General features: G+C 67.6%; 25 protein-coding genes and 2 pseudogenes. 7 read left to right on the forward strand and 20 right to left on the reverse strand.

Features of this window, described 5'->3' with window-relative positions:
• Positions 1-94: 94 nt before the first annotated feature.
• From ACZ5CR_RS00335 to ACZ5CR_RS00410, 16 genes are all read right to left on the reverse strand, one after another.
• A complete protein-coding gene (locus tag ACZ5CR_RS00335; protein ID WP_468852080.1) occupies positions 95-1,240 on the reverse strand; it encodes a hypothetical protein in 1,146 nt (381 codons plus the stop codon).
• Between the two features lies 1 nt (position 1,241).
• Positions 1,242-3,332 (reverse strand): methyltransferase, FxLD system, encoded by a 2,091-nt coding sequence (gene fxlM, locus ACZ5CR_RS00340; RefSeq protein WP_468852081.1) that lies wholly within the window; start codon positions 3,330-3,332, stop codon positions 1,242-1,244.
• Positions 3,333-3,350: 18 nt separating this feature from the next.
• The gene (locus tag ACZ5CR_RS00345) at positions 3,351-4,610 is read right to left on the reverse strand and encodes a lanthionine synthetase C family protein (protein ID WP_468852082.1); all 1,260 of its coding nucleotides are present in this window, start codon (positions 4,608-4,610) and stop codon (positions 3,351-3,353) included.
• Complete coding sequence (locus tag ACZ5CR_RS00350) at positions 4,597-7,698, reverse strand: lantibiotic dehydratase (RefSeq protein WP_468852085.1); 3,102 nt, start codon at positions 7,696-7,698, stop codon at positions 4,597-4,599. The genes ACZ5CR_RS00345 and ACZ5CR_RS00350 overlap by 14 nt, the downstream gene beginning before the upstream one ends.
• An 83-nt stretch (positions 7,699-7,781) precedes the next feature.
• Positions 7,782-7,961, reverse strand: a complete 180-nt coding sequence (locus ACZ5CR_RS00355) for an FxLD family lanthipeptide (RefSeq protein ID WP_468852087.1) — start codon at positions 7,959-7,961, stop codon at positions 7,782-7,784.
• Between the two features lie 36 nt (positions 7,962-7,997).
• Positions 7,998-8,129, reverse strand: coding sequence for an FxLD family lanthipeptide (locus ACZ5CR_RS00360; RefSeq protein WP_468852088.1), 132 nt, complete (start codon positions 8,127-8,129; stop codon positions 7,998-8,000).
• A 106-nt stretch (positions 8,130-8,235) separates the two neighbouring features.
• A complete protein-coding gene (gene fxlA, locus ACZ5CR_RS00365; RefSeq protein ID WP_468852089.1) occupies positions 8,236-8,415 on the reverse strand; it encodes an FxLD family lanthipeptide in 180 nt (59 codons plus the stop codon).
• Positions 8,416-8,624: 209 nt separating this feature from the next.
• The gene (locus ACZ5CR_RS00370) at positions 8,625-8,816 is read right to left on the reverse strand and encodes a hypothetical protein (RefSeq protein WP_468852090.1); all 192 of its coding nucleotides are present in this window, start codon (positions 8,814-8,816) and stop codon (positions 8,625-8,627) included.
• The gene (locus ACZ5CR_RS00375; protein ID WP_468852954.1) at positions 8,813-9,385 is read right to left on the reverse strand and encodes a hypothetical protein; all 573 of its coding nucleotides are present in this window, start codon (positions 9,383-9,385) and stop codon (positions 8,813-8,815) included. Before ACZ5CR_RS00375 ends, ACZ5CR_RS00370 begins: the two co-directional genes overlap by 4 nt.
• Before the next feature lie 68 nt (positions 9,386-9,453).
• On the reverse strand, positions 9,454-9,945 hold the full coding sequence (locus ACZ5CR_RS00380; protein ID WP_468852092.1) for a helix-turn-helix transcriptional regulator: 492 nt from the start codon (positions 9,943-9,945) through the stop codon (positions 9,454-9,456).
• Positions 9,946-10,059: 114 nt separating this feature from the next.
• Positions 10,060-11,304 carry an acyl-CoA dehydrogenase family protein gene (locus ACZ5CR_RS00385; RefSeq protein WP_468852094.1) on the reverse strand — a complete coding sequence of 415 codons (1,245 nt, stop codon included), beginning with the start codon at positions 11,302-11,304 and terminating at the stop codon, positions 10,060-10,062.
• A 77-nt stretch (positions 11,305-11,381) separates the two neighbouring features.
• Complete coding sequence (locus ACZ5CR_RS00390) at positions 11,382-12,023, reverse strand: GAF domain-containing protein (protein WP_468852096.1); 642 nt, start codon at positions 12,021-12,023, stop codon at positions 11,382-11,384.
• A complete protein-coding gene (locus ACZ5CR_RS00395) occupies positions 12,023-12,652 on the reverse strand; it encodes a GTP-binding protein (protein ID WP_468852097.1) in 630 nt (209 codons plus the stop codon). The genes ACZ5CR_RS00390 and ACZ5CR_RS00395 overlap by 1 nt, the downstream gene beginning before the upstream one ends.
• 52 nt (positions 12,653-12,704) lie before the next feature.
• Positions 12,705-13,118: a DUF742 domain-containing protein gene (locus ACZ5CR_RS00400; protein ID WP_468852099.1), complete on the reverse strand. Its 414-nt coding sequence runs from the start codon at positions 13,116-13,118 to the stop codon at positions 12,705-12,707.
• Positions 13,115-13,633 (reverse strand): roadblock/LC7 domain-containing protein, encoded by a 519-nt coding sequence (locus tag ACZ5CR_RS00405; protein ID WP_468852100.1) that lies wholly within the window; start codon positions 13,631-13,633, stop codon positions 13,115-13,117. The genes ACZ5CR_RS00400 and ACZ5CR_RS00405 overlap by 4 nt, the downstream gene beginning before the upstream one ends.
• Positions 13,634-13,708: 75 nt before the next feature.
• The gene (locus ACZ5CR_RS00410; RefSeq protein ID WP_468852102.1) at positions 13,709-15,241 is read right to left on the reverse strand and encodes a sensor histidine kinase; all 1,533 of its coding nucleotides are present in this window, start codon (positions 15,239-15,241) and stop codon (positions 13,709-13,711) included.
• Positions 15,242-15,306: 65 nt separating this feature from the next.
• Here ACZ5CR_RS00410 and ACZ5CR_RS00415 point away from each other — a divergent pair.
• Positions 15,307-15,651, forward strand: a pseudogene (locus ACZ5CR_RS00415) (TrmO family methyltransferase domain-containing protein); the annotation flags it as partial.
• Positions 15,652-15,776: 125 nt separating this feature from the next.
• Here the strand turns inward: ACZ5CR_RS00415 and ACZ5CR_RS00420 are convergent.
• Both ACZ5CR_RS00420 and ACZ5CR_RS00425 read right to left on the reverse strand, forming a co-directional pair.
• A complete protein-coding gene (locus ACZ5CR_RS00420; RefSeq protein ID WP_468852103.1) occupies positions 15,777-15,974 on the reverse strand; it encodes a DUF5999 family protein in 198 nt (65 codons plus the stop codon).
• A gap of 42 nt (positions 15,975-16,016) precedes the next feature.
• Entirely contained in the window at positions 16,017-16,478 is a 462-nt protein-coding gene (locus tag ACZ5CR_RS00425) for an ATP-binding protein (protein WP_468852105.1), read from the reverse strand.
• Positions 16,479-16,636: 158 nt separating this feature from the next.
• On the opposite strand from ACZ5CR_RS00425, the pseudogene ACZ5CR_RS00430 reads away from it, so the two are divergent.
• The 4 genes and pseudogenes from ACZ5CR_RS00430 to ACZ5CR_RS00445 form a co-directional block, all read left to right on the forward strand.
• Positions 16,637-16,861 (forward strand): annotated as a pseudogene (locus ACZ5CR_RS00430) (helix-turn-helix domain-containing protein); the annotation flags it as partial.
• A gap of 159 nt (positions 16,862-17,020) precedes the next feature.
• Complete coding sequence (locus ACZ5CR_RS00435) at positions 17,021-18,040, forward strand: hypothetical protein (protein WP_468852956.1); 1,020 nt, start codon at positions 17,021-17,023, stop codon at positions 18,038-18,040.
• Positions 18,037-18,918 (forward strand): aminoglycoside phosphotransferase family protein, encoded by an 882-nt coding sequence (locus ACZ5CR_RS00440; protein ID WP_468852107.1) that lies wholly within the window; start codon positions 18,037-18,039, stop codon positions 18,916-18,918. Before ACZ5CR_RS00435 ends, ACZ5CR_RS00440 begins: the two co-directional genes overlap by 4 nt.
• Positions 18,919-18,956: 38 nt before the next feature.
• Positions 18,957-19,619 carry an HAD-IA family hydrolase gene (locus ACZ5CR_RS00445; protein ID WP_468852108.1) on the forward strand — a complete coding sequence of 221 codons (663 nt, stop codon included), beginning with the start codon at positions 18,957-18,959 and terminating at the stop codon, positions 19,617-19,619.
• 336 nt (positions 19,620-19,955) lie between these two features.
• Here the strand turns inward: ACZ5CR_RS00445 and cutA are convergent, their stop codons facing one another.
• Entirely contained in the window at positions 19,956-20,282 is a 327-nt protein-coding gene (gene cutA, locus ACZ5CR_RS00450) for a divalent-cation tolerance protein CutA (RefSeq protein ID WP_468852110.1), read from the reverse strand.
• Between the two features lie 984 nt (positions 20,283-21,266).
• Here cutA and ACZ5CR_RS00455 point away from each other — a divergent pair.
• A complete protein-coding gene (locus tag ACZ5CR_RS00455; RefSeq protein WP_468852112.1) occupies positions 21,267-21,464 on the forward strand; it encodes a helix-turn-helix transcriptional regulator in 198 nt (65 codons plus the stop codon).
• Complete coding sequence (locus ACZ5CR_RS00460) at positions 21,455-22,846, forward strand: tyrosine-type recombinase/integrase (RefSeq protein WP_468852114.1); 1,392 nt, start codon at positions 21,455-21,457, stop codon at positions 22,844-22,846. Before ACZ5CR_RS00455 ends, ACZ5CR_RS00460 begins: the two co-directional genes overlap by 10 nt.
• A gap of 160 nt (positions 22,847-23,006) precedes the next feature.
• On the opposite strand, the gene exaC is transcribed toward ACZ5CR_RS00460, so the two are convergent.
• Positions 23,007-24,530, reverse strand: a complete 1,524-nt coding sequence (exaC, locus tag ACZ5CR_RS00465; RefSeq protein WP_468852116.1) for an acetaldehyde dehydrogenase ExaC — start codon at positions 24,528-24,530, stop codon at positions 23,007-23,009.
• Positions 24,531-24,613 lie beyond the last annotated feature (83 nt).

Below are 24,613 nucleotides of genomic sequence, written 5' to 3' on the forward strand. Positions count from 1 at the left end.
AATCCTGCGGAGCGGCCAGCTGTGGCAAGAGCCGACGCAGCAGCCGCGCGAGCCCCCGGTTCGCGAAAGGGGCCCTGGGGGCGGCCGGTTCACGCTACTCCCGCGGATTCGATGCTTCGTTTCTCGGCGATGACGACGAGTTGGCGTGTGCTCGGCGGCTCGCGTAGCGTTCCCAGACATCCGCTGCAATTGCTGCAGCGTCCTGCAGGGCCTGCGACAGGGGTCCGGGGATGTCGCCCTGCGCGAGGCCGGCAGAGGCGACGGCGGCGAAGAGTGTTCTGCGCTCGTCATGACTCAGCCCTTCGCGGCACACAGGGTGCGCCAGGACGTCACGTGCGACGTACCCGTCTGCCTGCGTCGTCGCTTCGCATATGAGGCGGCGCAATGCTTCAGCGTGTCGAGCCGCTGGGGAAAGGTCTAGCAAGACCAGTCCCACGCGGGAGCGGAAGACGGCAAGCTCGGGGACCGGGTCCAGGGCCAAAAAGTGCTGCACCATCTTCTCGATCGGCTTGCCCGGGTGCTCGTCGGCTGCCCTGTGGCAGAGCACGGCAAGGGTCGCTGCGACGGAGTGTTCCCATGGCTCCACGAGGGTGCTCTTGTGCAGGAACTTCAGCGCATCGCTCGGCTGTTCGCCGAGGCAGCGGCCGAGCACTTCCACTTGTCGCCCGTCAAAGAGGCGCTGGCCTACACCACGGTGCTGCTTGCTGTGTGACCGTGCACGCTCCCATTCACCTGCTGCGACGAGGGCACGGGTTCCGTCGCCGAGGAGGACAGCCCACAGCCATTGGCACACCTGTTGATGGTCGGCTGCCGACGTCGTGAGATGCCGGAAGGACGTGGTGTGACCGTCGATGACCGCTTCCGTCTGCGATCTGACTGCTCTGTTCAGGGAGTCGAGCAGCTGGTACGCGCCGGTCCCGTCGCCGTCGCGCATGCGTAGACGGGCCAGGTTGACCAGGGGTTCCAGGGCGTACCGGGCCTCCTGCGCGCCCAACGGTTGGGCGCGCAGGAAGACCTCGGCGTGACGCCAGCACAGAGCGCGCGCCAGGTCCGGCATACCGCAGTCGCTGGCGATCAGCGCCGCCTTGTTCTGGGCGACGGTCGCTGAGGTCACCTGGCTGTCGCGCTCGGCGGCGGCTGCGAGATCGGTGATCTCGCGGACCCGTTCAGCGAGGGGCGGGCACGCAGGACGTGGACGGGCAACGAGCGGGAACCGCTTCGCTATCTGGCTGACGTCCACGTCACTGCCACTCGATGACGATGCGGTTCAGCGGGTTGTCGAAGGCGAAGCGGCCAGGCTTCGGTGCGAGCGGGGCTGTGTCGAGCGACTGGATTTCGAACCCGACGTCGAGGGCCCGGAAGTCTTGGTCCCAGAAGCGGATCTGGTCCGCTACGTCTCCGGCGAGGGGTTCGGCGTCGGGGCCGTGGCCGATGACGCCGAACTCGTACAGGGTGGCGCCGTCGGGGGCCTTCTTCTCGTACGGGCGCCGGGTGAGGTAGGTGAGGGTTCCGCCCTCGAAGACCGCGGTCGAGGACGGGTAGGGAGCGGTGACCAGACCCTGCTTGGCAGCCTCGGCCCTGGCGGGCATACGGCTGAGGCCGTTCGGCATGGCGCAGGTGAGCCACAGCTCCAGGTACTCCGCCGACTCTGGGCCCCGGAAGGTGACGCCCGTCCACACCTCGGCGCGCGGCTGGCGGAAGATGTCGCTCAGGGCGTCTGCGTCGACCTTCTGATCCCCGTTGGTGACGAGGGTGACGGTGTTGTCGGGGTCCAGGGGAACGAAGACGCGAGGGTCGTCGGCGATGCCCCGGCGCAACGGCATGAAGGTGTTCATCTGGCTGCCGACGCTGCGCCAGGCTCCGCCCTGGTTCTCGAACGCGATCGAGCGGGAGACGCTGCCGCGCAGGCGCAGCGGGCTGAGGAGCCGTCCGCCAGGGGCGAGCTGGTCGAGCCAGCCGTGCGGCACGCCGTGGGCACCGACGGTGGCCTCGATGCGGTCGTACGGCGCGTTGGGGGCGTGGCCCACGGCTCCGTCTCCGAGGACCACTTCCACGTTGTGGATGCCGGCGGCAGCCAGGCCGCCGCGTGCTCCGTCCACGATGTCCTGATCCACATCGATCGTGGTGACGTGCCCCGTCTCACCGACGAGGTAGCCGAGGAGCCCGGCGTTGAAGCCGGTGCCAGCCCCCAGCTCCAGGACCTTCTGGCCGGGCTCGACGCCGAGTTGTTCCAACATCATGCCGACGATGTCGGGCTGGGAGGCACAGCTGATGGAAGCGCCGGACTCGTCAAACTTCGTGTCCACGGGGGCGTTCCCGTACGCCTTCTCCAGCGGGGCGTTCGGGACGAAAAGGTGGCGGGCCACGGTCCGCATGGCTTCCTCCACACGGGGCGTGCGCACACACCCCTGCTCGACTAGATGGTCGATCAACCGGGAGCGCAGGCGGTCAGCGGAACTGGCTTCGATGGTGTCACTGTTCACGCTGTCGACCGTAGTGTTCGACGCCCCCTCAGCTCGGGCGGACGCGGCGTTGTCGCTCGTACCCATGACTACCTCTTTCGCGAGTGTTGACAAGGTGTGCTGGTCCTCCGCGGAGAGGCCCAGACGGTTGAAGTGGAAGATGCCGTGGTGGGCGATCACAGCCCGCAGCCCTCGTTCCAGGCGGCCCTGGCGGTTGAGGTCTTCGAGCTGCTGGCCGAACCACTCGAACGTGGCTATCCACTTGGCCAGCGGTGCGATTCGGCCCTCCGTGACACTGCGGCTGGTGGTACTGACGTCGAACGTCATCAACCGGTGGACAGCCGCCCGGTGCCGTTGCGGACTCCGGACCTCGTCGCCGGGGCGCTCGGCCGCGATCCTCGCCCACACATCGCCCTGCTCGTACCAGTCGAGACCCGCCGAACGCATCGCCACGCTGAGTAGGAGGACCCCCAGTTCGCGGCGGCCGAGCTGGGGGCCGCTTGCCGCCCGTTGGCGGGCCACCTCGTCCATCAGGTGACGGCTGTCGTAGTGGAACAGGGTGTGCGCGATCTTCATGGCGGCCGGTCCGCCGAAGGCCGTCTCTTCCGGTTCGTAGATGCCCGGCGTCCAGGAGGCGAGGACGCCGGCGTCGACCAGCTCGTCCAGGGCGGCGTCCAGGCCCCTCGCTGAGTCCGGGCCCGCGGGACGGTATCGCAGCCGCCAGCAGGGGTGCTTCCGCAGGAAGGACCACTGAGCCAGTTCCGGCTCCTGGGCGATCAGCACCGGGAGCAGATGCTCGACGGCGGTGGCCTCCGCGTGGCTCCAGTCGGTGAACCGGATGAGGCGTTGCGGCCATTCGTCCGCTGCCATGTTCCCTCTTTTCACAGGCTAGTTGGTAAGGAAGCAGGTGTCCCACCCGGACGCGGACGGCGTCCCGGTGTGGAAGGAGTGCAGGGCGAGTGCGGTGCCTGCGGCACCTTCGAGGAGTCCGATGTCGCCACCACCAGGAGGGGCGATCAGCGAATCCGCCAGGGTGCCGGGCGCGGTGTCGGCGATCGGCTCCAACAGGCGAGGCAGGCACTCAGTGAGGCCGGGAGCGAGGGCGTTCGCGGATGCGAGTTGTGTGATGTGCGCCAGACCCGCGAAGCCGTGACACAGGGAGACGTCCACGGTCGCGCCGAGTTGGCCGGGGTCGGTCATGGCGCGCAGAAGGGCGAACTCGGCGGCTTGTTGGCGCGTCGGATCCTTGAGGGCCAGGGCGGCTAGCTGCTGAGCGCGGGCGAACCCTGCGGTGCCGTAGCACCAGGACGGCCGGGAGGGTCCGGGGCCGGTCGTGCCGGAGCGTAGCTGCTCGCGGGTGATCCAGTACGGCCACCACGGGCCGATGGGGCTGTCCTGCTGCCAGTGGTCGAGCCAGGCCAGGATGCGGGTGATCGCGTCGAGGTGGCCGTCGACAGTGACGCCGCGGCGCGCTGCGAGGGAGAGCACAGCGAGGGGGCCGCTGATGCCGTGGGCGACGCCGTTGTTGGCGTGCCCTTGCGGATACTCCGGAGAGGTCGTGCCGGAGGGGGCGAGGTGGCTCCACCAACCGGGCAGGAGTTCTCCGTCGTGCTTGACCGGCTCGGTCAGCCGGACCAGGTACGCCAGGATCTCCCGGAGGAGGTCGGTGTGGACGTCGCGGTGCAGCAAGAGCCCGCCCATCCCGCTCAGGCCCCGGATCGCGTCGAACTCGGCCAGGGCAGGCATCTCGCAGCGGTCTATGCGCGCGTGGGCGTCAGCGAGCCGTCCTCGGATCGCCGTCGTGACGTACCGGTCGAGGGTGTCCAGGGCGCGGGCGTAGCGTCCAGGGCGGTCGGCGGCGGCGTGCAGGGCGAAGGCGAGTGCTGGCGCCCCGTAGTAGAGGTGGCTGTCCGGGCTGCCGACGGCGGGTTCGGCTGTGGCGCAGGCGAGCCAGTCGTGGGCGCGCTGCCACGGCCCCTGGTCGGTGCGGGCCCGCTCGATGTGCAGTAACGCGACACCGACCGCGCCGTGCGCGAGCGACTGCGGCCACCAGCCTTGGCGGTGATGCAGCCCCCGTACGTCCTGCGGCGCGGCAAGTCGCTCGGCGATCGTATCGGCGGCGGCCCGTGCGCTTTCACGCAGATTCATGGTGATCTCCTCGGTGAGTCCAGGCCATCGCGGCGGCGTGGGCCAGCCGTACGCACATCCGCTCGTCGTCCTTGTCGATGCCGACGGCCCGGATGTGGTGGGCGTGCAGCAGCGAATCGAGAACGAGGTTCGGGTTGATGCCCCCGGACGCGTCCAGCTTCTTCCTGTAGCGGGCCAGGCTCGCGTCGCGCTCGCTCCAGGCGGCAGCGATGGTCGCGCCGCCGGGAACGGTGCGCAGGGCCGCCCAGTCGTCGGTCGGATCGGCCAGACGTACCGCCTGACCGCGCACGGTCCGGTCCAGGGGACGCGGGTCGGTGATCCGGCCATGAGCGATCAGCCATTCCATGCCGGCCGCGGTGCTGCCGGTGAAGGCGGTGGCGAGAGCGACGAAGTTCGCTGCGACGAGAGTCTGAGGATGGGGGTGTGCGCGCTGGGCGAACTGGACAGCCAGGGCTCGGGAGTCGGCGGCGAAGACGTCCTCGGCCAGGCTCATCAGCGCTCCGGCGCCCCACCGGCCAGTCTCCGGATAGGAGGTCGCGAACTGCATGTCGGTGAGGAGACCGGCACGGCGCAGCCCGGCCGCCCAGGAACTCACGCGTTGCGCCGTGACCGTGAAGTCCTGCTCGCTGGGGATCGCGATGCGCAGGCGCAGGTGCCATCGAGGGTCGCGGTAGCGCAAGTACCACCAGGTCGGATGCTGGTCCCACTGACCGAGAAGTGCGGGAAGGCGGTCGGCAAGGATCTCGGGGTGTCGTTCGACGTGCCCGTACAGCTTGACCAGCAGCCAGGGGGCGGTGCCCGGAAGGTGCCCGTGATCGCGGGTGACGAGCTGGTCGATGGTCACGGGCGGGACGGTCGGCCACTGCGGCGGGCGCATGGCCGTCATGGGGGCGATGATCTCGTGGGCCCGTCCGTCGAACCAGCCCCCGCCGGACTCCGCTTCCGTCAGCGCGGCCGACTCGTTGTTGTCCAGGTGGGCGCGCAGCAGCGCGAGGTGCGGGCGTTCGGAGAGGTCCAGGGGCAAGAGCTGGTCCCCTTCTGCCAGCGCGACTTCGTCCGGAACTCGGCGGCGCGTGCGCCACTCGTCGGCCGCCCTGTGCCATTCCTCCCAAGAGGCGCGGCGGTCCGGCAGCTCTGAGCGGTCCAGCCACCACCTGGCCGGAGAGAGGATCGTGCGTCCGTGGCGCACGCGCGGCAGATAGGGCAGGGCGGCGGCGTACGCCCACGGGAAAACGGTCAGGACCGCGGTCTGGGAGCGGCTGATCTCGGTGAGGAAGCGTGCGAGCGGCGGCGTGTGGCCACGCAGGTCGAGGGCGTGCAGAGTCATAGGATCCAGCAGGCACGCGCGGGAGAGGGAGACGAGGTAGAGCCTGCGGCGGTCACATCCCACAGCGAGGTCATCGAGCGTGATGGTGCGCGCGTCCACCGGACGGTGCTCCGCCAGACTGACCACGGCCGGCAGGAGTTCGGCAACGCGAGTGACGTTGGTGTCGCCACGGTCAAGCGGAGCGAAGGAGACCTGGGTGGGCACTGAGCCGGGCGCGTTGACCGGCAAGTCCGCCAGCACGGTCGCCGCGCGGGCCTGATCCTCTGGCGTGAGCAGCCCCAGGCTTCGGCCGATCGTGGTGCCGATCCCGCGCGAGGGCGCGACGCCATGAAGGGTGAAGTCACCCTCTTCCAGAGCAACTTGCGACATGGCGTGGATCTGAAAGCGCAGTTCGGTGTGGGCCGGAACCTGCGGTGTGTCCGGGTCTCCGACCGTCAGCGAGCGGATCAGCCCCTCGTCCAGGCAGATCTCGTCGCGGCCGTCGAGCACAGCCGCCTGAGCGAGGGCGAGCAGCCGCTGTTCACGGGAGGTGAGGACCTCACGCTGTTCAGGTTCCGCGTCGCGGTATCCGGCTGGATACCCGAGGCCGACGTCCGGGTCCACGACGTCCCGGACAGGGACGAGCGAGTTGATGCCGTACCGCTCGAAGAACCGGTTGTGGAAGTCCTTCCACGCCGGAGTGCCGAAGGGGTACGCGGTGAGCCGGGCCAGCACGGTGGCGGCCTCCTCCGCCTCGCGGGCAACCTGCGGGGGCAGAGTGAGAGAGCAGTCCATCCGCAGGTCCAACGTCAGAGGCTGGGCCTTGACAGTGCTCAAGGTCATCATCTTCTGGCGCACCGCGGTGCGCAGGCGCCGACCGTCCGCCGGGGCGAGGACCTGGTTGTGCTGGGTGATGGCGTCGCGGACCGCGCGCAGATCGGCCACGAGGTCCGCGATCGACGGTGCGTCGGCGGCCTCGGCCTGCTCGACCAGGTGGTCGAGGGCGTCGAGGGTGGCGGAGGGCGCGTGCAGGCTGCTGACAAGCGCGCCGCGCTCGACCAGGCTGCTGACGATTCCTTCTACCCGGTCAGGGGGAACGTCGGGGAACTCGGCCTTCACCATTTCCACGGCGGTGTGGACGGGGATGGGTGCGGCGGCGGCTTCCAGGACGATCCGTACGGCGGCGGTGTAGCGGAGGGACACTTCGGCTGCTGCAGGGCTGCCCTCGGAGCGTCGTGAGCGGGGCGGGAAGGGAACGATCAGCCGGTCGCCGCGTACGAAGGCGGTGTTGTTGGCCATCACGCTCAGGTGCCGCAGGAGTTCGGGGCTTGATTCCAGGCGGGCGGTCAGGTCCGCGATCCAGTCGCCGTCGGCGCGTATGACGGCGCGGTGCCACTCGCCCCAGGTCCATCCCGGCCGTGCCCCGAACGAGGCGGGTGCGATGCCGGCGAAGAGGCCGTGGGGGGTGGCTCGGCCGGTCATCCGCAGCACGTACCGCATGACTGACACTACTGCGCGTCGCAGCTGGCGGGTATCGGAGCGGCCCCCGGAGCACAGGGCCTCGATCTGCTGCGCGAACAGGGGGCTGGCCTGCTCGATGGTGTCGGAGATCTCGGGCTGCGACCAGACGTTGCGCAGCCACGCCTCCCACCGCTTTCCTTGGGCCGGGGTGTCGTCAGTGAGGTCAGGCCACGCGGACAGCGCCAGCCTTGAGTAACGGGCAGCGCGCACCAGCGCCGTGTCCACACACCGGTACAGCGATCCGTCCTTCCTGGAATCCATGCGCTCTCCCTCGTGGTGGCGTGTCGGGGCGCCAGCCCGCACGGCGGGATGCCGCGCGAGCTGGCACATCGGCGTGCTCGCGGTCAGGCCACGTTTGTGGCGCAGGACCCGTTGCAGCTCGGCTTGCAGCCGTCGTCCGTCAGGTTGATCACCGTGGCGGAACCGTCGCCGGACTCCAGGACGCTGATGTCCAGCTCGAATGCGTCACCGTCCGCCGTTGCGGCTGGGGGCTGCACCTGGTCCTTGATCGTGTTCGCGTTCATGCGGGTCTCTCCTACTCGTCGTGCGATGGACGGTGCTCAGGCCACGTTGGTGGCGCACGGGCTGGAGCAGGTACTACCGCAGCCGTCGTCGGTGAGGTTGATCACCGTGGCGGAACCGTCGCCCGACTCCAGGACGCTGATGTCGAGGTCGAACTCGTCGTTCTCCATGTGCTGTTTCCTCCGTAGTCGTGCGCGACTCCGATCGAGCCGCGGGGGACGTGCCGCGTAGGCGGCGCCGACATGACATGGGCGCCGTGCCGGTGGTCTGGTGCGGTCAAGAGCTGCTGGAGATGCAGGCGCTGCCGCCGCACGTCGAACCGCAGCCACCGTCGGAGGCGGTACTCGCCCGGACGGTGCCACCCGACTCGATGACGCTGATGTCGAGGTCGAATGGGTCCGGCGCGGCAGAGGCCGATGCGGTCCTCGCGCGCTGGTCGCTCCCCCTGGGAGTCATGGGAATCCTCCTGATCGGTATGTGGAGTTGTTCGATTCGGGGTGTTGTGATGCGATCGGTTCTGCCCGCCAGCGGCAGCTGTGCGGCTGCGCCGGTCGAGACCTCCTCGGCCACCTCTCCAGACGTTGAAGCTGCTGTCCGGCAGAGGAGTTGGGGACGGACACGGAGTCCGAAAGGCCAGCTGGTGGATGACTGCGGGGGCCGCTTGTTCACGCTGCCCCCGCGAGTACGACGGTCTGGGCCTGATCGGCAGAACTATCGGGCGTGTACCGGTCGCGCACGTACGTCAGAGCGACGGCGAGCGGCGGCAGATCGACCGCGGTCCGGCGTGTTGCCGACTGCGCGGCTCGGGCGATGAGTTCGCGGGCGAGGTCCGGCTGCTGCGGTTCGGCGGCAGTCATGCGAGGCTCCGGCTGTCTGCGGCGGGCTGTGGCTCGTGGACCCGACAGCCGATGAGCGCGCCCAGTCCAGAGCGCTGCTCGGCGATGAGTTCGAGGTGAGCGACGTGTTCCTCGTGCTGTCCGGTGCCCGATCCCCGTACGTCCCAGCCCATGTTGGTGAGCCGTCGGAGGAAGGGGGCGATCGCATCAACGCCGTGATTAGGACCGGCCAGGGCCTCGGCGCGTACGAGCGGCAGGCCGAGCCGGGCGGCGAAGTCGGAGGCCCACAGTGTGATCAGCTGGACAGTGTCGTCGGAGCGGCCGGGCAGGGTGTGGAGGCAGCTCAGGAAGAGGCACAGTCCCTGCCCCCATCCGAGGTCGGGTGCGCGCTGCGGGATCATGCAGGCCAGCAGCACCCCGTCCTCGAAGAGTCCGGCCGGCTCCGCCTTCGGGTCGCGGAACAGGGCCGGGACATCGGTTCGGGCGGGTACCGGCAGCCTGCACATGGTGAGCCAGTGCTGACGGTCCTGGACGAGTGCGACGGCCTCGTCTCGCTCGGCGTCCGTGCCCAGAGTCCGCATCTCGTACACGGTTGCTGTCACGCGCTCGTGCAGGGGCGCGGGGGAAGGTTCGGTGACCGGCGCGTCGGGAGACGTGTTCACTGCACCGCTCCGCTCTCCACCGTGCTGGTCGGATTGGCGCCCAGCAGGCCCCACGCGTGGGCCAGGACGACGAGCTGGGTGACGTCTGCGGCGCCCGTCGCGTCGAGCAGTTTGTTGAGCGAGGACTGGAGATCGGCGGGGGCGATTTTGGCGGCGAGGGCGATGTCGCGGGGGGTGCTGTGCTCAGCGACTGCCTTCAGCAGCAGTTGCTTGTCCACGTTGAGCTCCGGCGTTGACCGTGATGCCGTGGGCGGGTTGACCTGCCCAGCCGCCAACAGGAAGTGCATGAACACCTGGGGCTTACAGCGGGGCGGGCAATGGACGCTCACTCGGATGTCGCGGATGTACTGACGGACCGTGTGGGGCGACAGTCCTGTCCTCGGGGCTATTTCTTGGGTGGCGAGACCGTTCACGAGAAGCTGGGCGACGCGCTGGTGGGTTGGCTTCAGCGGTGTGATCGGTGCGCTGGTCGTCATGGACGGGGTCACGGCTGTCTCTTTCTCGGCTGGGTTGACGGTCGTGGGGAGGGGTGCCGCTGATCTGCGCGGGGGACGGGGCCGGCGACACGCGGACCCGTGTGCGGCGGCCGTGGTTCACGGGGTTCATGCGGCGGTGGGATCGGGTTGTGCCCAGGTGGCTTCGGCGGCGAGGCGTTCGGACCACTGAATCTGGTCTTCGTCGAAGGCGGCGTCGGCGAGTCGTATTCGCTGGACTTCGCCGGTCCCGGCCGGTGGATAGGTGTGCTGGATGTCGCGCCACAGGCGCTGCAGGACGTATTCGCGGTCGAGTCCCTGGGCGCCGTGCAGCTCCATGGCGTCTTGTGTGGACTGCATGGCCCATTGATGGCCCAGGTACTTCGCGTTGATCAGGTCGGCGTCGCAGGACAGGCCCTGGTCGAGGAGGTGCACGGACTGGTAGGCGAGGATGCGTCCGGCGCGCAGGCGGGCCTCCATGTCTCCGATGCGGTCTCGCAGGACCGGCAGATCGGACAGGGTGCTCTGGTAGCGGGGACGTGCCTGGAGGCGAGCGGTCGTGGTGGCGACGACTGCCTCGTGGATGCCGAGGCTGACGGCGGCCATGTTGGGTCGGCCGTACAGGATGCTGCTGCTCTGGGCCACGCTCAGCCCCTCACCGATCTTTCCGACCACGTTCTCGACGGGGATGCGGACGTGGTCGAGGTCGAGGCGGCCGGCGGAGAATCCGTGCAGGCCCAGGCCGGGGTGGTGGTCGGCGATGGAGAGCCCGTGGCGGTCGGATTCGATCATGAACGCGGTCAGCGCCTGGGAGGTGCGCACGCCCGCCTCGGCGGTCCGGGCGAGTACGAGGTGGGCTCCCGCGAGGTGACTGTTGCCGATGTGGGCCTTGCTGCCGGTGATCACCCAGTGGTTGCCGGTGCGCTCGGCGGTGGTCTCGATGCCGCCGATGTGCCCGCCGGCCGTCGGTTCGGTCACCGCGATCGACAAGAGCTGCGAGCCGTCCGCCACCCTCGGCAGCCATCGGCGTTTCTGCTCGTGGTTGGCGAAGTGCAAGAGTGCGCCGACGGGGATCAGGGTGGCCTGCAAGATGGCCGCGGCAGCCGCCGAGACGCAGCTGATGCGGTGGATCAGGACCGTCTTGGCCACATGGCCAGCGCCCAGTCCGCCGAAGGCGGCCGGGACGGTGGCGGCGAACCAGCCCCGGGCGGCCATCAGATCGGCGACCTTGCGCTCCACCTTGCCCGGAGTGGCTTCCATCCGTACGGCGCGCCGTGCGATGTGCTGGGCCGCGAAGGCGTCCGCTTCGTCCCACAGCAGATCGTGGCGGGCAGTGAGGTAGGGGCGCAGCGCCGGAGGTGGTGTGGCGGGCATGGTCGTCTCCCTCTCGCTGGGTGAAATTCGCGCGGTGGAGCGGCCGGGGATCGGCTCCCGGATGGGGGGCAACGGGCCTAGCGGACGGGCACGTGGGCGATGTGGTCCATCACCTGGGCGCCGGTGCTGATGACGATGTCCCTCAACCGTCGGGCCTCGCCCAGGGGCCGCTTCTCGGGGTCGATGACGCACACCGTGCCCAGCACGGTGCCGCTGTCGTGGATGAGTGGTGCGCCGAAGTAGGAGCGGATCCCGACCGCGTCGACCACGTGGTTGCCGCTGAAGCGCGGGCTGGCGTGCACGTCGTGCAGCGGAAGAGCCTTCTTGCGGGCCACGACGTCCGGGCACCAGCCGTGGTCGTGGTTCATGGTGCGGCCGACGACGACGTACCCGCTGTCCGTCGGCGGCTGGTGCAGTCCGACGAAGGTCTGTTTCTCCAGGAACAGATTGACGAACCCGTACAGGAATCCGGCCTTGTCGGCCATGCCACGGGCCAGTTCGTCGAAGTCTTGGCTGGCAGCGGTGGACACCCCCAGGCGCTTCAGCAGCTCGTAGCGCTGCGCCAGTTCGCTCGCCTCTTGGACCTGCGTGGCGGTGACGGCGGCACCGGCCGGGATGGACCGCCCTTGGGCGCCGTTACGCATGCCGCGCTGCGGCAAGGACAGCGGGGGCGGGGTGGCCTGCGCCATGAGGTGGGGGTCGTTGGACTGAAATGACATCAGGCGTCCTGGAGGGTGGTGGTGGATGCGGGGTGAACGGGATTTGCCGGTGCGTTCTGCACGGCGTGGCCGACGAGGGTCAGCAGGACGCCGGCGACGTGGCTCGGATTGCGGGCGTCCCACGAAGTCGCCCTCGCTCCCACCGCCCACTGGGGCGAAACGTCGGTGACCACCGGTACTGAGGTGGGCAGGTCGAGGGCGGCGCGGACCTGTTCGGGCTGGTAGCGGTGGGCTCCGTCGAAGTGGTTCACGGCGACGACGAAGGGCAGGCCGATGTGTTCGAAGAAGCTGACGGGGGTGAAACTGCTTTCCAGGCGTCGGGTGTCGACCAAGACGATGGCGCCGACGGCTCCGCGGGAGAGGTCGTACCAGAGGTCGACGAACCGTTCCTGGCCGGGCGTGCCGAACAGGAACAGCTCCAGAGGTACGGGCGCGTCGGGCAGGCTGAGGCGGCCGAAGTCGAAGGCGACCGTGGTGGTCTGCTTCGCCTCGATGCCCTCCAGGCTGTCCACGTCCGTGCTCGCCTCGGTCAGGTACTCCTCGGTGCTCAGCGGCGTGATCTCGCTGACGGCGCCCACGGCGGTGGTCTTGCCGGCGCCGAAGCCCCCGGCGATCACGATCTTCAGCACGGCCGGTGCACCAGCGTGTGAGTGCGACGAAGTCTGCTGGCCCGCAAGCGGGTCATCCGGCCTGGCGGTAGGGGATGGCATCGGGGAACTTCCTTTTCAGGCCGACCGAGAGGGCCGTCAGTAGGTCGGTGGTGGGATATTCCTCCGCGTCTGCGTCGGAGGCTGCGTAGGTAGTGGCGAGAGAGATGACCAGGGCCTGGGCGTCCAGGAGGTCCGAGACGAGGATCTTGACGGCGGTGACGGGGCGGCCCAGCCGTCCAGCCAGTTCGGTCACCGACCGCCGGTGCTCCCGGCACAGGGCGAGGATCTCTTCGCATTCCTCGGCCTGTGCCGGGCCGGGCCGTCCGGGGCCGACGTCCAGCACGGTGTCCAGGCCCAGCAGGTGCCGCGGTCTGGTGCGCCCGCGCGTCAGCGTGTAGGTCCGCACGAACGTCGAGTCCTCGGCTGCACCGCAGTTGGTGCTCACCGGATCTCATCGCCTGTGCCGACGCGGACGGGGATCTGCATGTAGGGGGCGAACTTCTGCACCAAGCGCCCCATCTCGAAGCCGACGGGGCCTGCGTCGGCGTCCGGCACAGTGATAACGGCGAGGACGGTGTCCACTTCACTGCGTTCGTTGCCGGGGTGGTCTTCGAAGGCCGCGCTGCGACCGGAGCTCTGGACGAAGAACAGGCAGTCGTCGCGCTCGATGATGACTTGCCTGGCCGGCCGCTTCTGGTGGCTGGGGCCGGTCGTGTTCGACGCGAGGGAGGCCACTCCGCTGAGGGATGCCGAGAGTTCGTCCGCCCAGTCCTTGTCGACTTCGCTGTCCAGCAGCCGCAGTCCGTCCCGCGACAGCAGGACGGCGTGCGTGACGCCCGGAACGTCGGCGGCGAAGTGGCGCAGGAGCCAGGCCATGCCCTCCCGCTGATGCCTCGCCGTCGCCTCGGATGCGGGTGCGACGCCGGTCGTCACGTGGTTCATCTCAGGGTGGGTGTTCATGAGGTTCGCTCCAGAAGGGGGAAGGGCCGGCGGACGTGTCCGGGCCACCGGGAACGCGGAGGAAGCGGGTGGTGGTCAGGTCCTGGGCTGCTCTGCCGAAGTGGGAGGAGGACCGGCGGCCCCGCCGGTCGCGATGCCCGTGCGGAAGGCGGCTGCGAGCCCTGGCGTCGGCGCGGTCGCAGGGGATTGCTCCCTTTCACGTGGTGGAGGGAACGCACTGGCCTGCCGCGTACGCCGGGGAAGGTCGGGCGCGGGCCCTGCGTGCCCCGCCTCGTCAGTCCTCGGCGCGTCCATGGTGATCGGGGGCTGGACTTGCCCTGGCGAGGGGCCGGCCATTGCTGCTGCAGCAGCCTGCCGTGGCGGGGACGTGGAGAGGCGTACCTCCCGGCAACCAGCTCCCGCGCCACCGACGGGAGGAATCGCTACGAGGAGCCGTGCCGGAATGACAACCAGAGCCGTGGTGCCTCCCGTCACATTCTCCTGCAGGAGAACGGACAGCCCGTGCGACTGGGCAATCTTCGCAGCAACCAGCAAGCCGAGCTGTCCCGCTCGCACCTGACCGCTGACGTCGACCTCGTCGGGCGCCTTGAGTAGACGGTTCATCTGTCCGCGCGTTTGCGGGTCCATGGGGATGGCTCGGTCCTCGACCTCGATCGCCAGGCCGTTCGGTACCTGCTGGGCTCGCACGGTCACCCTCGTCGCCGGATCGGAGCACTCGCAGGCGTTCTCGATCAGCTCGGCCAACAGGTGCGTCAGGTCCGGACCCACATGTCCTGGAAGGCCCAGCTCAGCACCCACGGAACCAGCAGCGACCACCACGCGTGGGTACTGCACCACCTCGGAAATCGCACCGCGCAGCGTGGTCGTGACGGGAACCGGCCGACGCGCGCTGCGCAGGGACTGCCCGCCCAGCACCGCCGTGCTCTCCACCTGACGACGCATCCGTGTCACGAGGTGGTCGATCTCGAAGATGGTCGCCAACAGCTCCGGGTCGTCGGTCAGCATCTCCAGCCGGCTCAATGCGTCCAGCGCTTTCCCGACCAGGGCATGCTCCCGCATGGCCAAGCGGCGCAGCACTTCCAGAAGGACGACGGACTGGGACTCGTCGTGCACGCGTATCAGCGACGCGACGGCCTGCACCTGGAGCGCGCTCAACGCCTTCTCGATCTCTGCGGTCGCGCTGGACGGCTGCGGCATCTGCCTGTCCGGCAACGTAGGCCTTGCCCCTCGGGACAATTCGTCTGCCGACCACTGCACGGACTTCTCGACTGCCGCCACAACCGCCGCGACCGCTGTCAGCTCCGCTGCCCGTCGTTCCTCTACAGCCGCCCGCACCGCCTGCCCGGCACTAGCGGCCGTGCGCGCTCCACGGGCTGCTACCAGCGCTACGCCGGCCAGCCCGCAGACCAGTCCGACCAAGAGCCAGACGAGAGCCACCGCAGCCATCGACCAGACGGCGAAGGCGGCACCCAGCAGGGCCGCAAGGAGCAGCAGAGGCAGCACTACGGCACGACGGGCGCAGTCCACCGTGAAGGCATCGGTCCGCGGGGGCTGCCGTCGGCGGTGGTCGGTCGCCGTCGGCCGTGTCGGGAACGCGCTGTCAGACATGGGAATCCTCGGCAGTGGGGAAGAGCGGCTGGGCATACTGCGGCTCGGTCGTCACCTGGGCGGTGGAGGTCGGTTCTGTGACAGTCACGTGGCGCTTCCACCTGGCGCGGCCGGAGGACGTCCAGCTGCACGCGCGTAGCCCTCGCGGCGACCAGAGGTGGCCAGCGATCGGGACGTTCGGCCACCGGAACCACCGGCGGCCCAATCAACTGGCGACCAGTTACCCGCGGTTGCTGAAAGTGGAGAGCCGGGATCTTTTGGTAACGGATCTTGACGCCGTCGACGGGACGCCCGTCATCGACTTGGCGCCGTACTTCGAAGAGATGGGACCTCAAGGCGACATCCGTCAGCCAGCTTGGCCGGGTGCGATGCTTGGCACGTACTGGCTGAATGCTTCGCAGCATCCCTAGCTCGGCATCTCGTAGTGCTTCAACGGTCGCAGGCGCGTGCCTGAGGGCCTGCCCGATGGATGCTCCGAAATGCGTGACGGGGCGGCATTTCCAGGACCAGAGATGTTGAGGCGCGGCTCCGACCATCAGAGTGCCCCCTGTGCCAGGAGAGGACGAGAGGGCGGAATGAGCGTGCCGTTGGGCAGCAACTCACCGGTGTCCTCGAAGAGCAGCACTCCGTTGCACAGCAAGCTCCAGCCCTGCTCCGGGTGGTGCGCGATTGTCCGCGCGGCCTCCTGGTCGGCCGCGTAGGCCGTGGGACACGGCGGGAAGTGCCGGCACATGTTTGGTCCTTTCGAATCTGAGAGGGGCGCGGGAAGTCGGGGCTAGGTGCGGCGAAGGATGTTGACCCACACGTCCTTGCCGTGCGCTGTCGATGAGCAGCCGTATCCGGCGGTGATCCGCTTGATCAGCGCCAGGCCGCGACCGCCCTCGTCACTGTCGCCCGCGCAAATGACGGCTGGATGCCGGGGGTGAGGGTCGCTGACGCAGAGGAATACGCCGTCAGGGGTTCGGGTGAGGACGACTCTCACAGGGACTGAGGGCTCACCCTCGTTGCGGGCGTGCTGGAAGGCGTTCGTCAACAGCTCGGAGGTGGTGAGCGCGACCTCCCACTGGAGTTCGGCCAGACCCCACAAGCTCAAGCTCGCACTGACGAGGTCACGCACGCCCGACACGACAGCAGGAGTCAGGGTGAGGTCGATCTCGCATGTTCCGGTGCGTGTTCGGATGGTTGCAGTGGTGCCTTCCTCGGCGGCCTGTTGAGTCTCCATCGGGTCTGCCTTCACGCGGAGTCCCTCATTCGACGAAATCCCTCCAACGGGCGCCGGGTGCGGTGTGTACTGAGGTGGCGGCCGTCAGCGACCATTGAGCCAGGCCGACAGGAACCCGTGCAGATCCTGATTCGGAAGCCTCGATCTTCCGTTTCGCGAGCGAGGAAAAGCCCATGCCAAGACCCGAGAAGCAGTTGACGCCGGATGCGTCTCCGCGCGACTGGTTCGGCCATGAAGTGCGTACCGGGCGTAAGAAGCGCGGCCCGCTCACACACGCTGAGTTAGCCTTCCAGGTGCAGGTCAGCGGCTCTCTGATCGAGAAGATCGAGAAGGGGACTGCCGCCTGCTCTAGAGACTTAGCCGAGCGCTTGGACGAGGTCTTGGATACCGGCGGAGTCCTTTCGAGGGCGTGGGGCATGGTGTTCCGGCAAACGGAAAAACCTCGTCCCGAAACGGAAAGTGCACCCCATGGCAGGGCGGAGGCGTCGGTTCAGGTCCGCGGAGGCCCCATCCTGGGAAGAGGTAGTACAAGACCTCCAAGTGGGAGCCCTGCCTCTGTGGACCGTCGTGCCTTCCTCGCCACGAGCGGCCTTGCCGCCATCACCCCCATAGATCTCGTCCACCTCGTGACTCCAAGGGCTCTGCCGGAGATTCCGACTCAGATCCGCCCACGCGAAATTGGGCAGTTGAAGTCGCTGGCCGACGTCATCCACCGTCAGGACAACGAATACGGAGGCGGTGGCGCGGTACGAGAACTGGCCCGCGGCGCCATCATGTGGGGCGCCTCCCTGCTGCATGTTCCCTGCCCCGAGCCCTTGCGCCCCGAACTCCTCGCGTCCATTGCTCGGTTGGGGATTGTTGTCGGCGCCTCGCAATTCGATGCGTACGCTCACGACGATGCCCGAGTCAGCTTCCGGCTCGCCGCCGAGTGCGCGGAAGAAGCCGGGGAGTGGCACCTACGCGCCAAGACATACTCATTCATGGCCCGGCACGAAATCTGGGTCGGCGACCCAGACACTGGCCTCACCCATGCTGAGAAGGGCCTGGTGCGCTCGGACCGGCTGACCGCCACCGAGCGCGCCATGCTCCATACGGCCCGGGCTCGGGCCTTCGGCAAGATGCGCGACGTGGCCAGCACCCTGCGTGCGGTCGGAGAAGCAGACGCCGCCTTCGAACAGTCTGACCCAGCGAAGGATCCGACGTGGATGGCGTACTACGACCATGCCCAGCACCACGGCGATACCGCGCACGCCCTCTTCGATCTCGCTGTCCACGCGGACCAGGACCCCGGGCAAGCGGCTCGCCGCTTTGAGATCGCAGTGAAGGGCCACGGCAGCACCTTCGCCCGCTCGCGCGCCATTTCCGAGACGAAGCTCGCTTCACTAGTCATGGTTAAGGGCGATGACCCGCGGCACGCGGTCGTGCTGGGCCATCGAGCGTTGGACGACGCGGGCAAGCTGACCTCGTGCCGGGCCGCCGACGATCTGCGGGAGCTCGCCCGGTTCGCGGGGCGACACCGGAAGCTCTCCGAGGCTAACGACCTACGCGAGCGCATCGCGGCTACGGTTCAGACGTGATCCCATCAACCACGGCTACCCACGCCATACTTCAGGTGGCCTGCCTGGCCGTCGGCCTCGACTCGACCGGTGCTGAGCCGATAAGAATCGCCGAGAACGCCCTTTGGCGGCTGCCCGGGGGAGTGGTGGTGCGAATCGCTAAGCCTGGCCAGTACGCCGCCGCAGAGCGCGAGGTCCAGGTCGCCCGCTGGCTGGCAGAACAATACGTGCCTGCCGTACGTGTACTTGAACTGCACCAGCCGGTAGCTGCTCACGGCCATCCGGTGACGTTCTGGCAGGAGCTGCCCCCACACGAGAACGGGACCGTCGCCGACGTCGTCGCGCTCATCAAACAACTGCACGCTCTGCCCAAGCCTGACCTGCCGCTCGGTGAGCTGGACCCGTTTGTCCGCCTGGTCGAGCGCATCGACGCAGCGAGCACGATTTCCGACGACGACCGGGAGTGGATGCAAGGTCGGCTCGAAGAGCTCAAGGGCCAGTGGAATTCGAAGCCGAATGGCTTGCCCGAGTGTGTGGTCCACGGGGATGCCTGGGTCGGCAACGTGGCACGCACGGAGGCTGGCCCGCTATTGCTGGACTTCGAGCGCGCTTCGTTCGGTCCACCGGAATGGGATCTCGTATCGACCGCGGTAAAACTCACCACGACAGGGGCAGTGTCGGCCGAGGAGTACGCCGCGTTCTGCGATACCTACGGAGTCGACGTCACAGAGTGGGGGGGATACGAACTCCTCTCGGCTACACGTCAGTTGCGTATGGCGACGTACGCCGCACAGCATGCCGCCAACCACCCGGAGTGGCGGCGCGAGGCGCAGCATCGCATCGACTGCCTGCGGGGCCGGTTCGGGGCACCGCCATGGCGTTGGAAGGGAATCATGTAGCCCGCGGGCAAGGCCAATAGCGGCTGCTGACGTTATAGATGCACGACCAGATTGGCGAGGAGGATGCGTTGCCAACCCCGTTCCGTGGCCTGATTCTCGACTTCGGCGGTGTGCTCACCACCCGTATGAGGCTGAATGGGCAGGCGTTCGAGAGATCAGAGGGCCTGAAGCCTGGCGAGTACTTTGCGGCCCTCAACACAAATCCTGAAGGCATAGCCGTCTACGCAGCACTGGAGGTGGGGGAGGCCACGCAGGAGGACTGGAACGGTGTCATTGGCGGCATCCTCGGAATCGACCCCAGCAACTTGATGCAGCGCGCACTCGCCAACCTTCACCCTGAGCCGGAGATCGTCGCCGCGGCGAGGAGAGCCCGCGAGGCCGGGGTCAAAGTCGCGATGTTGAGCAACAGCTTCGGAATCGAGCCGTACAACCCATACGCAGACAAGGGCATGTGGACCGACTTCTTCGACGCGGTGATCCTCTCGGAGCTCGAAGGCGTGCGGAAGCCGTCCCCAGTCATCTATGAGCGAGCTCTTGACGCCTTGAAACTGACCGGCCCAGAGTGCGTGTTCGTGGACGACCACAAGGACAACTTGCTGCCGGCCGACGCCCTGGGTATTCGGACCGTGCACCACACCACGGATCCGACCATCACTGCTGCCCTGTTGGAGTCGCTCCTGCTCGACACGACACCAGCCTGATCCAACGGAGACTTCACGGCCCGGGGGTCCAGGCCGGCCGGATCTGCGGGCGAGCGCCTCGGTAGAGAATTGCCCGCCTCTGGAGTGGTGGTCCTCGGGGGCCTAGCCTCGGCCCTTCTGCGCGGCGGCGGCGTAGATCGTGGGGTCTACGTCGCGCGCCAGTTCGCCGCCGCGGCGGAGTCAAAGCCCAACACACTGGGGCGTGGGCGGGCGCACAGTATCGCTACCCGTCTCCCCGACGCGGACCGCGACCTCGCTGGCCGTTTGCTGACGTTCGCGTCGTGAGCCATCGCGGCATGCAAGCTCGGTGGCGGTGAGACGCCGGGTAGTGGGGCCCTACTGCGGGTGAGTCTCCTCGACCACCCAGGACAGGTACGCCTCCGACCCTCCGGTCACGGGCAGCGTGATCCACTGGGGGACGTCATACGGATGCCTTTCGTGCAGCCATGCCTCAAGTGCCGGGAGACGGTCCGTCGTAGTCATGTAAGAGATCCGCCACTCTTGCGCCGTCTCGACCTCCCCCTTCCACCAGTAGAAGGCGGTGATCGGCGCATCGATGTGAACGCCCGCTGCCAGTTTGCTCTCGACCGCTCCCCGGGCCAGCGCCTTCGCCTGGTCCTCGTCGTCGCTGGTCGTCTGGGCGATCACAATCTCGTGGGCCATGTAATTGCCTCTCCAGCTCGGGTACCGCGACCCTATCCAGACGTCCAGCGCTTGCCGACAGCCGGTCGCCACCCGTCAAGATGGACCGGTCTGTATCAGTCAGCCAGTGCTCACCTTCCAGGTTGACGCGTCGCTTTCGGCAGTTCCGGACGGTCCTCTGGACGACGGGACACGGGCAGCGACTCATGAGGAATGTGTCGGCATGTCTTGTATCCCAGCGGCTCCGTGACAAAGGGTTCCACGCAGTTGTCGGCATGCATTCGCCGACGGCAGACAAGGAAGAACCTCAAAGGACTGGAAACCTCCGCCGGGAGCATGTCAACGTACAACGACCGGGAAACACCAGGTCAGAAGCGCGGCTCACGTCGGCTGCCTGATGGCTTGGTCCCTATCGAGGAGGTTTGTCTGTCGGGTTCCGCTATTCGTTCCGCCTGCTTCCCTTCCCCCCAACCCCTTTCGCGCAGGGCATTCTGAGCGCCTGGTCCGGTCGCGGCCGGTGGCTACGGTGCTGTGTCCACTGGGATGGGTGTTTGCGTGGTCGCGGCCGGGCTGTTCGGCGAGGTGCAAATTCAATGCAGCCATCACCGCGACCGGGCATCGCGTTGCGGGTCTGGGACTCTGCAAGTGCCCATGCCGTTAGGGCTCTTGGGTGTGTCGTAGCGCGAGCTCCTGACCGACTCGCCGACGAGGGTCTGCTAGTAGTCGTCACGGACGGCGCGATCCCCGCCCTGCGCTCATACCGGTTGGCTTCCTAACGGAAGGCAACGCGAGAGCAGCCGGGCTCTGGGCGATGCGGCTCGCAACATAGACCAGGATCGCCGGTTAGCCAAACCGGCGATCGTCGCGACCATTGAGGAGTTCGCAGCGGCTGCACTTGGCGGTGGAGACGTGCGGATGCGGTGAACTTCCATGCCGACGCTCAACTGAGTCAGCTCTGTTGTGCCGCCCAGCGTCTGGCGACTCGTTCAAATCTCCAGGGGAAAAATGGCTCGCCCTCCTGCTCTCAAACTCGCCGAGGTCCTGACGGAAATCCGAATGAGCCCCTCAGCGTTCTACCGCCTGCGCGCTCGCGGTCAAGCGCCCCGAATGATCAAACTTCCGAATGGTGAACTCCGCTGCCGCCGCGTCGATCTAGACGCGTGGTGGGAAGCGTGTGAGAGGGATACGCCCGAATGGCGATGAGTTACAGAGTTCGATTTTGGGACACGCGCGAGCGACCCGATCGTCGGAAGGGGTTCGAGGTTCGATGGACGGTCGATGGGCGGGAGAAATCCGAGTCCTTTCTCACGAAGGGGCTTGCGGAGAGCCGCCGTTCCCAACTCGTGACTGCCGCGCGTAACGGCGAGCCGTTCGACACAAGGACGGGCCTGCCGGCCTCCGAGCTTCGGGCCCTGAAACAACGCACCACCTGGTACGACCTGGCGCGCGAGTACATCGAGCAGCGTTGGGACCGTACGCCGGGGAACACACGTCGAACGCTTGCCGATGCTCTCGCGACCATCACTCCAGCCTTCGTCGAGCCAGAGCACATATCCCGGGCGCCTCGTGAACTGCGAAGGGCACTGTATTCATGGGCTTTCAACAAAAAAGCCTGGAGGGAGGATCCGCCTGATGAGTGGCAGGCGGCCCTGGATTGGCTGCAGCGCCATTCGCTGTCTGTGAGCGAATTGACGGAGCCCGATGTGCTGCGCCGGGGACTCGACGCTCTGTGCCGCAAGGTCGATGGGGCAACCGCCGCAGCGACGACCGCGAAGCGAAAGAAAGCTGCCGTCAATGAGGTGTTCGGGGTCGCAGTGGAAAGAGGGTACTTCACCCAGAATCCGATGAGCGGCCTTCGCTGGTCCGCACCCGAAGTTGCCGACGAAGTTGATCCGGACTGCGTGCCCAATCCGGTGCAGGTGGGTCGCCTGCTTGCAGGCGTCAGGGCGCTGCCCGGTCGAGGCCCACACCTGTACGCCTTTTTCGGTTGCATGTACTACGCCGCGATGCGCCCTGCTGAGGCTATTCACTTGCAGAAGTCCCAGTGCCGACTGCCGGCGACTGGGTGGGGGCTCCTCAACCTGAAGGGCGGGGTCGTAACGGCGGGGAAGGAGTGGACGAACAACGGTGCCGTTCACGAGGTTCACTCACTGAAGCGACGGGCGGCGAAGGCGACGAGGCCCGTGCCTATCCCGCCTGTGCTGGTCCGCATGCTGCGCGAGCACATAAAGAGTTTCGGTGTCGCACCCGATGGGCGTCTGTTCCGCAATGGCGCGGGAAACTACATTGATACCTCTGCGTACAACATCACATGGGGGCGAGCGCGCGAGGCGACATTGACTCTCGATGAACTCGCCCTTGAGCTGGCGAAACGCCCCTACGATCTACGCCACGCAGGGATCTCATTCTGGCTTGCCTCCGGTGTCGACCCAGCGGAGTGTGCGCGCCGCGCCGGGCAGAGCATCCAGGTCCTCTTTCGCTACTACGCCAAGTTTCTGGCCGAGGCGCGGAACCACGCCAACAGCCTGATCGAGGAGTCGATGCGAAGGTGGGAGGGGCAGGACCGCAGTGCAGAGGACACATGAGCCGGGCCTTGGCCCGGAAATGCCCCGGAACAGCTGGTCAGAGGTGGGATAGCAGTGGGAGATATCGGGAGTTACCTCGCGATCCACCCAACGGCGTAAGGTGCGCTCAGGGAGGGCGCCTGACAGGTGAAACACCTGTTCAGGCGCCCTTTTCTAATGCCTAGAAGAACCCCAGCTTCTTCGGCGAGTACGACACCAGAAGGTTCTTCGTCTGCTGGTAGTGCTCCAGCATCATCTTGTGCGTCTCGCGTCCGATCCCGGACTGCTTGTAGCCGCCGAAGGCCGCGTGTGCGGGATACGCGTGGTAGCAGTTCGTCCAGACTCGGCCCGCCTGGATCGCCCGGCCCGCTCGGTATGCGGTGTTCATGTCTCGTGTCCACACTCCGGCGCCCAGGCCGTACAGCGTGTCGTTGGCCGTCTTGATGGCGTCGTCGAAGTCGCTGAACGACGCGACCGAGACGACCGGGCCGAAGATCTCCTCCTGGAAGATCCGCATGCGGTTGTCGCCCTCGAAGATCGTCGGCTGGACGTAGTAGCCACCGGCCAACTCTCCGTCGTACGTGATGCGCTGGCCGCCCGTCAGGACCTTGGCGCCCTCCTGCTGGCCGATGTCCAGGTAGGAGAGGATCTTCTCCAGCTGGTCGTTGGAGGCTTGGGCGCCGATCATCGTGTCGGTGTCCAGCGGGTGGCCCGGCACGATCTGCTCCGTGCGGGCGACCGCGGCCTCCATGAACTCGCCGTAGTGACCTCGCTGGACGAGGGCACGCGACGGGCAGGTACAGACCTCGCCGTTGTTGAGGGCGAACATGGTGAAGCCCTCGAGCGCCTTGTCACGGAAGTCGTCGTCGGCGGCCCACACGTCGTCGAAGAAGATGTTCGGCGACTTCCCGCCCAGCTCCAGCGTCACCGGCTTGATGTTCTCCGAGGCGTACTGCATGATCAGCCGCCCCGTCGTGGTCTCACCGGTGAAGGCGACTTTTGCGACACGCGGACTGGAGGCCAGGGGCTTGCCGGCTTCGACGCCGAAGCCGTTGAGGATGTTGACGACACCCGGCGGCAGCAGGTCGGCCACCAGGCTCATCCAGTAGTGGATGGAGGCCGGGGTCTGCTCGGCGGGCTTGAGGACGACCGCGTTGCCCGCCGCCAGAGCCGGCGCGAGCTTCCACGTAGCCATCAGAATGGGGAAGTTCCACGGGATGATCTGCGCGACGACGCCGAGCGGCTCGTGGAAGTGGTACGCGATGGTGTCCTCGTCCACTTCGCTCAGCGACCCCTCCTGCGCGCGAAGAACACCCGCGAAGTAGCGGAAGTGGTCGATGGCGAGCGGGATGTCGGCGGCCAGTGTCTCGCGGACCGGCTTGCCGTTCTCCCAGCTCTCGGCCACCGCGAGCTGCTCGAGATTCGCCTCCATGCGGTCGGCGATCTTCCGCAGGACGTCCGCGCGCTCGGTCGGGGAGGTGCGGCCCCAGGCGGGCGCGGCGGCGTGCGCCGCGTCCAAGGCGCGCTCCACGTCCTCGGCTGTACCGCGGGCGATCTCGGTGAAGGGCTGCCCGTTGACCGGGCTCGGGTTCTCGAAGTACTGGCCGCGGGCGGGCGGGACGTACTCGCCGCCGATGAAGTGGTCGTAGCGGGCCTGGTAGGAGACAACTGCACCGTCGGTGCCGGGCGCTGCGTAACGGGTCATCTTGTTGGCCTCCCGGGGAAGGCTGCCCGCCGTTGGGCAGCTCTCGCCCGGAGCGTAGGAGCGCGGACGTTGCAGGTACGTTG

Source organism: Streptomyces sp. NPDC031274 (assembly GCF_055570235.1).

Bases quoted from the DNA above. Each gene is read 5' to 3' on its own strand.
- fxlM (WP_468852081.1), bottom strand. From the start codon at position 3,332: ATGGCAGCGGACGAATGGCCGCAACGCCTCATCCGGTTCACCGACTGG.
- ACZ5CR_RS00345 (WP_468852082.1), bottom strand. From the start codon at position 4,610: ATGAATCTGCGTGAAAGCGCACGGGCCGCCGCCGATACGATCGCCGAG.
- ACZ5CR_RS00350 (WP_468852085.1), bottom strand. From the start codon at position 7,698: ATGGATTCCAGGAAGGACGGATCGCTGTACCGGTGTGTGGACACGGCG.
- ACZ5CR_RS00355 (WP_468852087.1), bottom strand. From the start codon at position 7,961: ATGAACGCGAACACGATCAAGGACCAGGTGCAGCCCCCAGCCGCAACG.
- ACZ5CR_RS00360 (WP_468852088.1), bottom strand. From the start codon at position 8,129: ATGGAGAACGACGAGTTCGACCTCGACATCAGCGTCCTGGAGTCGGGC.
- fxlA (WP_468852089.1), bottom strand. From the start codon at position 8,415: ATGACTCCCAGGGGGAGCGACCAGCGCGCGAGGACCGCATCGGCCTCT.
- ACZ5CR_RS00370 (WP_468852090.1), bottom strand. From the start codon at position 8,816: ATGACTGCCGCCGAACCGCAGCAGCCGGACCTCGCCCGCGAACTCATC.
- ACZ5CR_RS00385 (WP_468852094.1), bottom strand. From the start codon at position 11,304: ATGCCCGCCACACCACCTCCGGCGCTGCGCCCCTACCTCACTGCCCGC.
- ACZ5CR_RS00390 (WP_468852096.1), bottom strand. From the start codon at position 12,023: ATGTCATTTCAGTCCAACGACCCCCACCTCATGGCGCAGGCCACCCCG.
- ACZ5CR_RS00405 (WP_468852100.1), bottom strand. From the start codon at position 13,633: ATGAACACCCACCCTGAGATGAACCACGTGACGACCGGCGTCGCACCC.
- ACZ5CR_RS00410 (WP_468852102.1), bottom strand. From the start codon at position 15,241: ATGTCTGACAGCGCGTTCCCGACACGGCCGACGGCGACCGACCACCGC.
- ACZ5CR_RS00420 (WP_468852103.1), bottom strand. From the start codon at position 15,974: ATGTGCCGGCACTTCCCGCCGTGTCCCACGGCCTACGCGGCCGACCAG.
- ACZ5CR_RS00445 (WP_468852108.1), top strand. From the start codon at position 18,957: ATGCACGACCAGATTGGCGAGGAGGATGCGTTGCCAACCCCGTTCCGT.
- cutA (WP_468852110.1), bottom strand. From the start codon at position 20,282: ATGGCCCACGAGATTGTGATCGCCCAGACGACCAGCGACGACGAGGAC.
- ACZ5CR_RS00455 (WP_468852112.1), top strand. From the start codon at position 21,267: ATGGCTCGCCCTCCTGCTCTCAAACTCGCCGAGGTCCTGACGGAAATC.
- ACZ5CR_RS00460 (WP_468852114.1), top strand. From the start codon at position 21,455: ATGGCGATGAGTTACAGAGTTCGATTTTGGGACACGCGCGAGCGACCC.
- exaC (WP_468852116.1), bottom strand. From the start codon at position 24,530: ATGACCCGTTACGCAGCGCCCGGCACCGACGGTGCAGTTGTCTCCTAC.